Source organism: Shewanella sp. SM69, assembly GCF_025653985.1.
Taxonomy (GTDB): Bacteria; Pseudomonadota; Gammaproteobacteria; order Enterobacterales; family Shewanellaceae; genus Shewanella; species Shewanella oncorhynchi.
In genome coordinates this window covers 296,569-309,500 of the sequence record NZ_JAKKRV010000001.1, presented here as the reverse complement: position 1 = coordinate 309,500, position 12,932 = coordinate 296,569, and the positions used below count along the sequence as shown (strand labels likewise).

Here is a 12,932-nt window from a genome sequence, read left to right as displayed (position 1 = left end):
TAAAAAATCTATGCTGAATAAAAGTGAGGTCGCAAGCTTAACATAACAGGCAAAAAAAATGCCCCTGGTTGGAGGGGCAAGCTAGAGAAAGGAGCAATCACACACTCTCTCTCAACAGGGTTCACTTTTAACCTGAGGTTTAAAAAGGGAGGTTCAGGTTACGCTTAGCCTATTGGGCATAGACTAAGCGTTGTGGACGTTATTCGTGACTCGGATATTACTCAGTACGATTTAAACGTGATTCAATCAAGGTCTCGATCACCGCTGGATCGGCCAAGGTTGATGCATCCCCTAAGTTGGTCACTTCGTTAGCGGCAATCTTACGCAGGAAGCGGCGCATGATCTTGCCTGAACGTGTCTTAGGTAAGCCCGTCGCCCATTGGATGAGATCTGGGGTTGCCAGCGCACCAATTTCTTTACGGACCCATTGACGCAGCTCTTGACGTAGCTCTTCGGTTTCTTCAGTGCCGCGGGTTAGCGTGACATACGCATAAATACCTTGGCCTTTAATATCATGTGGGTAGCCAACTACTGCAGCCTCAGCAACCAGTTCGTGTGATACCAGCGCACTTTCAACCTCTGCTGTACCTAATCTGTGGCCGGATACGTTAATCACGTCATCGACGCGGCCTGTGATCCAGTAGTAACCATCCTTATCGCGGCGGGCACCGTCACCGGTAAAATACATGCCACGGAAGGTTTTAAAGTAGGTCAGTACAAATCGTTCATGGTCGCCATACACAGTACGCATTTGGCCCGGCCAAGAATCGAGTAACACTAAGTTACCTTCGTTCTCACCTTCTAAAATATTCCCCATGTTATCAACTAAGGCGGGTTGAACGCCAAAGAACGGACGGGTAGCTGATCCAGGTTTAGTATCGGTCGCACCTGGTAGTGGCGTGATCAAAATGCCGCCCGTTTCAGTTTGCCACCAAGTATCGACGATAGGGCAATGTTCATGACCTATGACCTCATGGTACCAACGCCACGCTTCTGGGTTGATAGGTTCGCCTACCGAGCCCATGATCCTCAAGCTGCTACCATCGAACTTATCGAAGTGTTGTTTACCTTCGGCCATCAGTGCGCGAATTAACGTTGGCGCTGTATATAGAATGTTCACTTTATGGCGGTCAATCATTTCGCCTAAACGGGCAGGGCTTGGATGATTCGGCACACCTTCATGGATAAGCACAGTCGCACCATTGGCGAGCGGGCCGTAAACCATGTAAGAGTGGCCAGTGATCCAACCCACATCCGCGGTACACCAGTACACTTCACCCGCTTTGTAGTCGAACACATATTCATGGGTCATAGACGCATAAACCATGTAGCCGCCAGTGGTGTGCAATACGCCCTTGGGATTCCCGGTTGAACCTGAGGTATAAAGCAAGAATAACGGCGCTTCTGCGTCCATTTCTTCTGGTTGGCAGTGCTCTGATGCGGTTTCCATCAGTGAATGCCACCACACATCACGGTCTTCTACCCAATCTACTTTGCCACCAGTACGCTTCAGCACTATAACTTTTTCAATAGTAGTGACATCAGGGTGCTTTAAGGCATCATCGATATTGCGCTTTAATGGAATTGCACGGCCACCGCGCATACCTTCATCGGAGGTAATGATGACTTTGGATTTTCCGTCAATCACGCGAGAGGCGATTGAATCCGGTGAGAAACCACCGAAGACCACTGAGTGCACCGCACCGATACGGGCACAGGCAAGCATAGCGACTGCGGCTTCTGGCACCATAGGCATGTAAATTGTGACTATATCCCCGCGGCGCACGCCTTGGCTGCGCAGTGCGTTGGCAAACTTACACACATCTGCATGTAATTCACCGTAGGTGATTTTGCGTTGTTCGCTGGCGTTATCGCCTTCCCAAATAATCGCCACGCGATCACTGTGTTCGGCTAAATGACGATCTAAACAGTTGGCAGAAGCATTCAGGGTGCCATCGTAAAACCAATTGATCGATAAGTTATGGTCATCAAAAGAGGTTTTTTTAATTTTGGTATAAGGTTTAATCCAATCAATACGCTTGCCGTGTTCTCTCCAGAAACCTTCAGGATTGACAATCGACTCTTGGTACATTGTTTTATATTTATCGTTGTTTACAAGTGCATTGGCAGCGATATTGCCGGAGACTTTGTAGAGAGACTGCGAGCTCATAGGGCTTCCCTTTTGAAAAATTGCGTGGACTGAGTATGGTATGCAAGGGGGCGGCAACTCCATTAGACCTTGGTCTAGTGTTAAATTTTCCTTTATATTTAGTCTGTTGCATTAAAAATCCGGCTAGATTTTAGACAGGTTTTATCGCACAATAATCAGAAAAAAGAGCAAAGTATGAATTTAACCTTAGTCGTTGCTGTTATTGCCGTCTGTTATGTCTCGCTTTTATTCCTATTGGCTTGGGGGGCGGAGCGTTGGTTTACTCAGATCACTAAAAAGCTTCAGGTCGTTATCTATGGTCTGAGCTTAGCGGTTTATTGCTCCTCGTGGAGTTTTTTAGGCACAGTTGGGCAATCGGCTAAGGATTTTTGGTCTTTCTTACCGATTTTTATCGGCCCTATTCTGATTTTTACTCTAGGTTTTGGCATGTTACGCAAGATGGTATTAGTGTCTAAGGCGCAAAATATCACCTCAGTGGCCGACTTTATTGCCGCCCGTTATGGCAAATCTCAAACTTTAGCCGCCTTAGTCACCTTAATCGCCTTGTTTGGTATCATGCCCTATATCGCCCTGCAGCTTAAGGCGATGGTGTTCAGCCTTAATTTGTTTCAACCCGCAGACGATCCCCTCGATGGCGTGACGATTCCGTTACTGATCACTTCGCTGTTAGCCATATTTGCCATTTTATTTGGTACTCGCAAACTCGATGCGACCGAGCATAATCCCGGCATGATGCTTGCGATTGCTTTTGAGTCTCTGGTGAAACTGGCCGCATTTTTGTTGGTCGGCATCGTCATCTGTTTCGGAGTGTTCGATGGTTTTGGGGATATTTGGCAGCAGGCCAATGCGCAGTCACTAATTAATTATCCCAATCCACGTATTGAAGCTTTAATGCCTGAGTTACTCGTCGGAATGGCGGCCTTTTTATGTATGCCAAGGCAGTTCCATGTAATGGTGGTGGAATGCGCCGATGAGTCCGTGTTGTCAAAGGGGCGTTGGCTATTTCCCATCTATTTAGCGCTTTTTGGTTTATTCGTTGGACCGCTCGCTTTAGCAGGGAAAATTATCCTCGGCGATTCTGTGTCGGCCGATACCTATGTGATTAATCTACCACTCGCCTTAGACCAACCTTTGCTGGCGGTGATTGCACTGCTGGGCACACTTTCGGCGGCAACCGGCATGGTGATAGTCGCGGTGGTGACTATCAGTGTGATGGTAAGTAACGAATGGCTGGTGCCCGTGATGCTGCGCACAGGCCATATCCGCGAGAAAAACTTCAGTCAGTTCTCGCACCTGTTACTTAATGCCCGCCGCTTGGCGATCGTGATTATTCTTGGCTTAGGCTATGGCAGCTATTTGGCATTATCAGACAGTGATTCCTTGTCCCATTTAGGCATGTTGTCTTTTGGGGCTTTTGCCCAACTTGCGCCAGCTTTAGTCGGTGGACTCTATTGGAAACACGGCAATCGTGCTGGGGTATTTTTAGGACTCGGCGTGGGCTTTTCGCTGTGGTTCTACATCATGTTGCAGGGCATGACCGATGTGCAAAGTTCATCGGCGTTCTTGTCTAGTGTCGCGAGCGAGAAAGGCCTGCTAGATGCGATAACGCCCAATGTGCGTGATGCACTGACGGCTCTTTTTGCCAATATCGCCTGTTATATTTTGGGTTCTATTTGGTTTAGAGCCGGTGTGGCTGAGCGTATTCAGGCCAGTGCTTTTGTGAGCCCTGGCAAATTGAAAAACAGCGCTAATAAGAAAAATGGTCCGATTTCACAGCAAGATTTACTGATACTGGCGAGTCGCTTCGTTAGCCCAACACGCGCCTACGAGAGCTTTAGCCGTTTCTCGATTGATGCGGTAAAAAGTGATAGTTGGCATAAAGCGGCGCCGCCGGAGTTGATTTCCCACACTGAACGTTTATTGGCGGGCGTACTCGGCGCTTCAAGCGCAGCGCTAGTGATGGATTCCGTGCTGCAAGGGCGCGATTTAGCGCTGGATGAAGTCTTTAGTCTGGTCGATGAAGCCTCATCGAAGATTATGCTCAGTCAAGACATGTTGCGCGGCGCGATTGAGCACGCCTATGAAGGCATGAGTGTTATCGATAACGATCTCAATCTTGTGGCATGGAATTACAAATATGTGGAGCTGTATCAATATCCCGATGGATTTTTGCAGCAGGGCATGCCCATCAGTGAAGTGATCCGCTTTAATGCGGCGCGAGGTTATTGTGGTGAAGGGGAAATAGAACAGCAGGTTGAGCAGCGGGTGCAGCATATGCGTAATGGCACACCGCACACTTCTGAGCGCCATCGCAGAGACGGTAAAGTGATAAAAATTCAGGGAAATCCTATGCCAGATGGCGGCTTTGTGATGACTTTTACCGACATTACTCAGTATCGCGAACAGGAGCGCGCGCTGCTCGAGGCCAATGAAACCTTAGAAAGCCGCGTTAACGAACGTACCTATGAATTAGCCATGTTGAACAGTGAGTTACTCGAGGCTAAAGCGCAGGAAGAAATCGCCAACGCTTCTAAGAGTCGCTTCTTGGCCGCCGTCGGCCATGATTTAATGCAGCCACTTAATGCTGCGCGATTGTTCACTGCGTCGTTATCTCAGTATCCCAATCTAGATCGTGAGGCCAGAACCACCTTATCCCATGTGAATAGCTCGCTAAAAATTGCCGGCGAATTGCTCACCGACCTATTGGATATTTCTAAACTCGACTCAGGTATGGTGGATGTTAATCGCCGTGACTTTGCGATTTCAGAACTTATCAATGGGTTATCGGTGGAATTTGAGGCGATGGCAGCGGATAACCAAATTCGTTTTAAGATGGTCCCATGCAGCGCAACCGTTAATTCTGATCCTTCGTTACTGCGCAGAGTATTACAAAACTTTTTAACCAATGCCTACCGTTATGCTCGCGGTGGCAGAGTGTTATTTGGTTGCCGTCATCGAGGTCATTACCTTGAAATCCAAGTGTTAGACACGGGTTGTGGTATTGATGAAAAAGAAACTCAAGAAATTTTCAAAGAATTTAAGCGGTTGAATAATCCTAAGAGCAACAATGTTAGCGGCTTGGGCTTAGGTCTGGCGATTGCTGATCGCATCAGTAAAGTGTTAGAACACGGTATTCAGGTTTCGTCCCATTTAGGGCGCGGCTCGGTCTTCTCCATTTGTGTTCCGCTTGGAGAAACTGTGCGTCAGCCACAAGTGAAAGCGTTGCCGTCGCTGCTGCAGCCGTTGTCGGGTATCAAAGTGTTGTGTATCGACAACGAAGAGGCCATTTTAGCTGGATTAGAAAGCCTATTAAGCCGCTGGCAGTGTGAGGTTATCTGTGCAAAAGATTTATCCGATGCACGCATTAAACTAGGACTGAAAGGCGTCGCGCCTGATATTGTGCTCGCGGATTACCATTTAGATGATGGCCAAAATGGCGTCGATGCGATGGACGGTATTCGTGCCCTGTATGGCAAAGATTTACCCGGTATTTTGATCACCGCTAATACCCGCAAAGAGTTGGTGGAAGATGTGCAACGCCGCGGCTATCACTATATGGCGAAAATGATAAAACCTGCCGCGCTACGTGCCTTGATTTCTAGCTTGGTAAAATAAGCTTGGTATACGTGCTAGGTAACATGAGTTTAGTGACGTCTGCACGTTTAACGAAATGCCAAGATAATCGCGTAATTTTTTATGCGGCTTATCTTGGCTAAACGGTTTGACACAGGTTTGTGGGTGTAACTAAATACATGACTAGAGTTTGAATACGGCCAGTTTATTGTTTAAATTCAGTGATAATTCGGCCAAACTTTCACTTTCTTGAGCCAAATAAGTTGCCGATTCAGAGACTTCGAGCGCTGAGTTATTAATCCCGCACACGTTTCTGTTCATGTCTTCTGCGACCACACTTTGTTCTTCTGCGGCGGTGGCGATATGGGTTGCCATGTCACTCACATGTTTTATATGAGCAACAATAAGCGATAAATCCTTCCCCGCTTTTGCCGATTGATTCACACTGTTTTCTGCCAGTGCACGGCTTGCATCCATTGCCTTAGCGGCGCTCACGGCCCGTTGTTGCAATAATGAAATCGTGTTTTGAATTTCTTCGGTCGATTGCCTAGTGCGACTGGCAAGTTGCCTCACTTCATCGGCGACTACAGCGAACCCTCGCCCTTGTTCGCCAGCGCGGGCGGCTTCAATGGCCGCATTCAGTGCCAGCAAGTTGGTTTGGTCTGAAATCGCGCTGATAACAGAGGTGACCTCGCTGATCTGCATGACTTCCTCTTTAAGCATATTCACTTGATCCGTCGCTTGCTCCACTTCTTTGGCAAGAGCATGAATACCATCTACGCTGGCGTGAACATCTTGGTCGCCAAGGCCAGCTTCCCAAGTGGCTTCTTTGGTATCTTTGGCTGTGCTCTCCGCATTATTCGCTACATCGGCGATAGTGGCGCTCATTTCATTCATGGCTGTGGCAAGTTGGGCGAGTTGATCCCGCTGATTATTTACCGCTTGATTGGTTTCCTCTGCAGTTGAGGCGATACGAGCCGAGGCTTGTGCAACATTGTCAGCGCTATGACTCGCTTGAAGTAAAGTGCTACGAATGGAGTCTATGCTTTGGTTTATATTGTGGGCTAAGATGCCAAGTTCATCTTTACCATAGATTTTTAGCTGAGTCGTTAAATCACCTTTTGTGATGGCGAGCATAGCCAGATTCACATCATCCAATGGCTGAGTAATAGAGCGGCTAATGGCATATCCTAGCCAAGCCATAAGCACAATAATGACAAATGTAATGCCTCCCATGGTGAGGTATTCATTCCAAATGGTGGCTTCGATATCTTGGAGTAACATACCTGAGCCTAAGATCCAGCCCCAAGGTTTAAATCCCATGACAAGTGAGATTTTTTGCGCTGATTTGCCATTCGCCGTCGTCCAGCGGTATTCGACTAATCCTTGTTTGCCATCACGGCCGAGTTCGACCATTTCGAACCAATAATTCTCTTCGCCTCGATTACCCATTTGTTGGCCAACCAGTTCTTTTTTGATGGGATGAACGATAACGTGCCTCGATTCATCAATCACAAACAAGTAGTTATCACCATCAAAACGCATGTCGTTCAACATGTCTTTAGCGGCTTGCTGTGCTTGCTCTAGGGGGAGCGATTGCGACAACGCTTGGATACGGGTGCTGGCGAGGGACAATACGGCATTAAGTCGTGCTTCACGCTCTGCCATCAGGTTGTGCTTTAGGGCTGTGACGGAAATAGTGAGTAAAATTAAGGCACCTGCGAGGGCGATAATGAGTTGTAGTGCGAGTTTTCGATTAACGGGGATGTCAGCGAGTTTGAACATATGATCTCCTTTTCTTTGTATAGCGATTTAAGCCATTCCCTCTGCTCAAGTTGTTGTCAGCTTTTGGCGAAAGATATGTTGTGTAAAGTGAGTGATATAAGCATCGTTGGCTTTGATAAAATTTCCAGTTGGCGGATTAAATAAATGCACTAAATTACAGAGTTTTAATGGAAATTGTGAGCAATATTGCAATTGCAACTTTAGCGTGTTTATCTATCGAGAGGATGCGAGATTCGAACAAGGGAAGGGCTGCTGAGTCTGATATAAGCCAAGCAGTTCGAACCCCTAGCGCACAGTGCGCAGGGGTTCGTTTATTCGACGTTAAAGGCTTATTGAGTTGAAAGAGCGTTAAGCTAAAAGATGGTCAAGTGTTAAAGCATCAACCGTGGCTGATAAGCTGCGGCTCAAGACTTTTTGATACCGCGCTAATACCTGCTGCGACTTGCTTCATCGCACTGGTGAGTTGGCTTAATTGTGCTGAGCTAATGATATAGGGCGGCATGATATAGATAAGGTTGGCGAAGGGACGCACCCAGACGCCTAAATCAACAAATTGTTGCTGTAACTCAGCGGTATTGACGGGTTCGTGCATCTCTAACACGCCGACAGCGCCGAGCACTCGCACATCTTTTACGCTCGGCAAATCAATCGCATCCTTAAGTTCTAAGCGCATTTGCTGCTCGATAGCAGCCACTTGCGCTTGCCATTCATTACGGTTAATTATGTCTAAGCTTGCACACGCCGCGGCGCAGGCTAGCGGGTTACCCATAAAAGTAGGGCCATGCATAAACACGCCTGCGGGAGATTGGCTTATGCCTTGGGCAACTTTATCGGTACATAGCGTTGCCGCTAGGCTGATATAACCGCCAGTCAGCGCTTTGCCTAAACATAAGATATCAGGGGTAATATGGGCGTGTTCATAGGCAAAAAGCTTACCTGTTCGACCAAAGCCAGTGGCAATCTCATCTAAGATCAGCAAGACATCAAATTCATCACATAGGGCACGAAGACCCGCTAAATAATCTGCGCTGTAGAAACGCATACCGCCAGCGCCTTGCATTATCGGCTCTATAATCACTGCGGCAATATCATGGTGATTAATGCTTAATATGTCGCGCATTGCTGTTAAATCATCGGCTTGTAAGGCTTCGCCAAAGGCGGTTTGTGGCGCGGGCACAAATGATTGCTTGGTTACTGCGTCGCCAAACATAGTGTGCATGCCACCTTCGGGATCGCACACGCTCATCGCGGCAAAGGTATCGCCGTGGTAACCCTTCTTAACGGTAAGAATGCGTTGTTTTAGCGATCGCTCTTCTCCATGTACACTTCGCCCTTGCCAACTCTGACCTTGCCAATATTGCAGCGCCATTTTAATTGCCACTTCGACTGAGATAGATCCAGAGTCGCACAAAAAGACCTTTGTTAGCGGTTCGCAGGTCATAGCGATAAGTTTTTTACACAGTTCAATGGCGGGTTCATGGGTGATACCGCCAAACATCACATGGCTCAGTTGATGCAACTGTTTTTCCATCGCGGTTAATATCTCGGGATGTGCATAGCCGTGCACACAGGCCCACCACGAGCTAGTGCCATCGACCAACTTGCGGCCATCAACTAATTCCAATTCACAGCCTTTGGCACTGTGTACACCAAAAACAGGAAGAGATCGGGTCATTGAGGTGTAAGGATGCCAAATATGGGCGCTATCAAAGTCAAAATCGAGTAAATTGCGCATAAATGCTCACTTTTTTGGTGATAAAGTAGCCATTAGTAAACTGGGTTCACTGGTTGGCGTTGACAGTTTAAGGGCTGAGGTTATCCTAGCCAAGATAAAAAACAGAATAAAAAGGGTGTTCAATGTCGAAGTTGCAAGTTCGTCATGATTGGAAACGGGAAGAAATCGAAGCCTTATTTGCGCTGCCGATGAATGACTTATTATTTAAAGCACACAGTATTCACCGTGAGGTATACGATCCTAATGAAGTGCAAATTAGCCGTTTATTGTCGATTAAAACCGGTGCTTGCCCTGAGGATTGTAAATATTGCCCACAGAGCGCCCGTTATGACACAGGTCTAGAAAAAGAGCGTTTGCTGGCAATGGAAACTGTGCTGACCGAGGCACGCAGTGCTAAAGCCGCGGGGGCTTCTCGTTTCTGTATGGGCGCTGCTTGGCGTAATCCAAAAGAAAAAGACATGCCGTACCTTAAACAAATGGTGCAAGAAGTTAAAGCCTTAGGTATGGAAACCTGTATGACGCTTGGTATGCTGTCTGAAGATCAAGCGAACGATTTAGCCAGTGCTGGCTTAGATTATTACAACCATAATTTAGATACTTCGCCTGAATATTACGGCGATGTGATCACGACACGTACCTATCAAAATCGTTTAGATACACTGACACATGTGCGTGCTTCTGGCATGAAAGTGTGCTCGGGCGGGATTGTCGGCATGGGTGAAAAGGCGACGGATCGTGCAGGCTTACTACAACAGCTGGCTAATTTACCGCAGCATCCTGATTCAGTGCCGATCAATATGTTAGTTAAAGTGGCGGGCACGCCGTTTGAGAAGCTTGACGACCTCGACCCACTCGAATTTGTGCGCACTATCGCCGTAGCGCGTATCTTAATGCCGCTTTCCCGCGTGCGGTTATCGGCAGGCCGCGAAAATATGAGTGATGAGTTGCAAGCCATGTGTTTCTTTGCTGGCGCTAACTCGATTTTCTATGGTTGTAAATTGCTGACCACACCAAACCCAGAAGAAAGCGATGATATGGGGCTATTTCGACGTTTAGGCTTACGTCCCGAGCAGGGCGCAGCGGCAAAACTGGAAGAAGAAAGCGCTGTTTTAGCAAAAGCGGCGGCCTATCAAGATAAGTCATCGGCACAATTCTATGACGCGGCTGCTTTGTAATATCACTGAGTGCATGTTGTCCGACAAACAGGTCGAATAGCCTGTAAACCTTGTTGGCTGCAGCCTATTTTGATTGCGGCCGATAGCTTTATTGGCCGCACTCCATTTTTCAAGCAAGCATTTTTAAGACAATCATTCTTGAGGCTAAATCGATGAGTTCTCTGCTCGAGATGAAAATTGCCGACCGTCAGCAAGCCTTACGTGAGCAAGGTTTATTACGGCAACGTAAAATGCTGAGTGTTGATCACAGCTTTGATGTTAACGCACCCACTTCGAGCCCGCGCTTTGTGTTCGAAGGGCGATCCTATGTTAATTTTAGCAGTAATGATTATTTAGGCTTATCCCGCGTTCCTGAGTTGGTTGAAGCGCTGCACCTTGGCGCGCAGACCTACGGTGTGGGTAGCGGCGCATCGCCCTTAGTGACAGGGTACAGTGATGCGCATGTCACACTTGAACGTGAACTCTGCGCCTTAACGGGGCATGAAGCGGGATTACTATTCTGCTCGGGCTTTAGTGCTAATACGGCGTTAATGAAAACCTTGTTTGATCAGCAAGATACTGTGATTGCCGATAAACTTGTGCATGCCTCAATTATCGATGGTTTGCAGGACAGCGGTGCGCAGTTAAAACGTTTTTTACATAATTCGCTTGAGAGCGCTGAGCGGCTTCTGACTCGAAATCACGCATCGGCGTTAATCACAGAAAGCGTGTTTAGCATGGACGGGGATTGTGCGCCGATCGTGCAGTTATCGGCGCTTTGTCGTCAACAGAATACTTGGTTGATTGTTGATGATGCCCATGGTTTTGCGGTGCTCGATGGCTATCAAAATAGTGATGTAAGAGATAAAGCCGCCAAGCTTATCGATGTGCAAGTGGTGACCTTTGGTAAGGCATTAGGTTGCCAAGGCGCAGCGGTTTTGGGGAGTCAGGCGCTGATCGACTTTTTGGTCAGTAATGCCCGCGAATATATTTATTCGACCGCCTTATCGCCCGCCAATGCCGCATTAGCGTTAGCCGCGACTCGGTACTGCACTGCACATCCTGAGTTACAGCAGAAACTGCTTGAGAATATTTCGCTATTCAAACAGTTATGCCTCGATGCTGCCGTGCCCCTTTTAGGTTCGGATACCGCAATTCAGCCGTTGATCATTGGCGATGCGCAGCAAACCCTGCAAGTCGCAGAAGCGTTAAGAGCAGCGGGCATTTGGGGTGGGGCGATTCGCCCGCCGACGGTGCCTGTAGGGTCGGCGCGGTTACGCATTACCTTAACGGCGACCCATACCGCTGAAGATATTGCTGCTTGTGTTGAGCAATTAGCCCAAGTGCTCAGTTGTGTTGGTATTCCGCTTGTCAGTGAACGAGAATCTGCCGATGAGTACAGATAAATGTACCCTATAGATCGCGTTATTTTATTGAATGTTATGTTTTTATGGTTGAGTGTTAGTTAAAATGCCAAGCCTGATAAAGTCTAGTGATCCAAGCTGTAGTGAGTTTGCTCATGAGTCAAACAAGTTTATAGCTTGCGATCTTAAGCTGAGTGAGCTTAATGCGGGCGTTTCTTATGGGGGCGTTCTCGCGGGGACTGTGTCCAATGTGCACGGGACTCAAATTGCTGAACGTTTTTCCGCAGCGGCCCATAGTTACCAAGATCATAATCAATTACAACGCCTGAGCGCTGCCAGTTTACTCAGTGAGTTTTCGGCAGCAGGTTATCTGTTAGACATAGGGGCAGGCCCTGGCACGGATTTTTCTGCGTACCATAGTGTGTCTCAACCAGCGGATCTCTCTACGCAAAATTCATCCACAACAGTCTTTGCCGTGGATATTGCCCTTGGCATGCTACAAAAGCTAAAACAGTCTTATCCCGATTATCTCGGCGTATGTGCCGATGCGCAGTGTTTACCTTTTACCAATGGCTGCATAGATGTTATTTACTCTAATCTAGCCCTGCAATGGTGTGCTGATTTTCCTGCTGCGGTAGCCGAAATGGCGCGGGTACTTAAGCCGAACGGCGAGTGTCATCTGAGCCTTGTGGCGCAGGGGAGTTTGAATCAATTAGCTGAATTAGGGTTAAGAGTGAATGACTTTTCGACGATGCAAGCACTCAAGGCTGCATTTAAACTCGATACATGGCAATTACTTGAAGTGCAACTCGTCCCTATGACAGTGTATTTTGATACTCTTAAGGCACTACTCTATTCAATTAAAGGTGTGGGGGCTTCTGTACATGTCGCCAGTTCAACAACTCGGGTTTCAGGTTCAACAGTGAGTGCTTCAGAATTCACTCCACGGCTGCGTGGTCGTCAAGATTGGCAGGCCATGCAGGCCAAAGCTGAATCGCTACGTTTACCCCAAGGTTTGCCTTTAACCTACCAGATAGTTCAAATACGTGCTCGGCGCAGGTTTTAAAGTTCACATATTATGCCTTTAGTCATGGCATTATCAATTAGCACTAATATCTAGAAAACGTTGGATTTTTAACATTACGTATAGA

At 47.5% G+C, this 12,932-nt stretch carries 7 protein-coding genes; 4 read left to right on the top strand and 3 right to left on the bottom strand.

What is annotated here, in order from left to right; genetic code table 11:
• Positions 1–217 precede the first annotated feature (217 nt).
• Positions 218–2,170, bottom strand: coding sequence for an acetate--CoA ligase (acs, locus tag L5M37_RS01450; protein ID WP_263199122.1), 1,953 nt, complete (start codon positions 2,168–2,170; stop codon positions 218–220).
• Positions 2,171–2,344: 174 nt separating this feature from the next.
• On the opposite strand from acs, the gene L5M37_RS01445 reads away from it, so the two are divergent.
• A complete protein-coding gene (locus tag L5M37_RS01445; RefSeq protein WP_263199120.1) occupies positions 2,345–5,785 on the top strand; it encodes a PAS domain-containing hybrid sensor histidine kinase/response regulator in 3,441 nt (1,146 codons plus the stop codon).
• A gap of 141 nt (positions 5,786–5,926) precedes the next feature.
• On the opposite strand, the gene L5M37_RS01440 is transcribed toward L5M37_RS01445, so the two are convergent.
• Both L5M37_RS01440 and bioA read right to left on the bottom strand, forming a co-directional pair.
• Positions 5,927–7,528, bottom strand: a complete 1,602-nt coding sequence (locus L5M37_RS01440) for a methyl-accepting chemotaxis protein (RefSeq protein ID WP_263199119.1) — start codon at positions 7,526–7,528, stop codon at positions 5,927–5,929.
• Between the two features lie 379 nt (positions 7,529–7,907).
• Positions 7,908–9,263, bottom strand: coding sequence for an adenosylmethionine--8-amino-7-oxononanoate transaminase (gene bioA, locus L5M37_RS01435; RefSeq protein ID WP_263199117.1), 1,356 nt, complete (start codon positions 9,261–9,263; stop codon positions 7,908–7,910).
• Positions 9,264–9,385: 122 nt separating this feature from the next.
• Here bioA and bioB point away from each other — a divergent pair, with 122 nt between their 5' ends.
• The 3 genes from bioB (at position 9,386) to L5M37_RS01420 (ending at position 12,847) form a co-directional block, all read left to right on the top strand.
• Complete coding sequence (bioB, locus tag L5M37_RS01430) at positions 9,386–10,438, top strand: biotin synthase BioB (RefSeq protein ID WP_263199116.1); 1,053 nt, start codon at positions 9,386–9,388, stop codon at positions 10,436–10,438.
• A gap of 152 nt (positions 10,439–10,590) precedes the next feature.
• A complete protein-coding gene (locus tag L5M37_RS01425; RefSeq protein ID WP_263199114.1) occupies positions 10,591–11,823 on the top strand; it encodes an aminotransferase class I/II-fold pyridoxal phosphate-dependent enzyme in 1,233 nt (410 codons plus the stop codon).
• 64 nt (positions 11,824–11,887) lie between these two features.
• Positions 11,888–12,847, top strand: coding sequence for a methyltransferase domain-containing protein (locus L5M37_RS01420; RefSeq protein ID WP_263199112.1), 960 nt, complete (start codon positions 11,888–11,890; stop codon positions 12,845–12,847).
• The last annotated feature ends 85 nt before the right edge of the window (positions 12,848–12,932 follow it).

Bases quoted from the DNA above. Each gene is read 5' to 3' on its own strand.
- acs (WP_263199122.1), bottom strand. From the start codon at position 2,170: ATGAGCTCGCAGTCTCTCTACAAAGTCTCCGGCAATATCGCTGCCAAT.
- L5M37_RS01445 (WP_263199120.1), top strand. From the start codon at position 2,345: ATGAATTTAACCTTAGTCGTTGCTGTTATTGCCGTCTGTTATGTCTCG.
- L5M37_RS01440 (WP_263199119.1), bottom strand. From the start codon at position 7,528: ATGTTCAAACTCGCTGACATCCCCGTTAATCGAAAACTCGCACTACAA.
- bioA (WP_263199117.1), bottom strand. From the start codon at position 9,263: ATGCGCAATTTACTCGATTTTGACTTTGATAGCGCCCATATTTGGCAT.
- bioB (WP_263199116.1), top strand. From the start codon at position 9,386: ATGTCGAAGTTGCAAGTTCGTCATGATTGGAAACGGGAAGAAATCGAA.
- L5M37_RS01425 (WP_263199114.1), top strand. From the start codon at position 10,591: ATGAGTTCTCTGCTCGAGATGAAAATTGCCGACCGTCAGCAAGCCTTA.
- L5M37_RS01420 (WP_263199112.1), top strand. From the start codon at position 11,888: ATGCCAAGCCTGATAAAGTCTAGTGATCCAAGCTGTAGTGAGTTTGCT.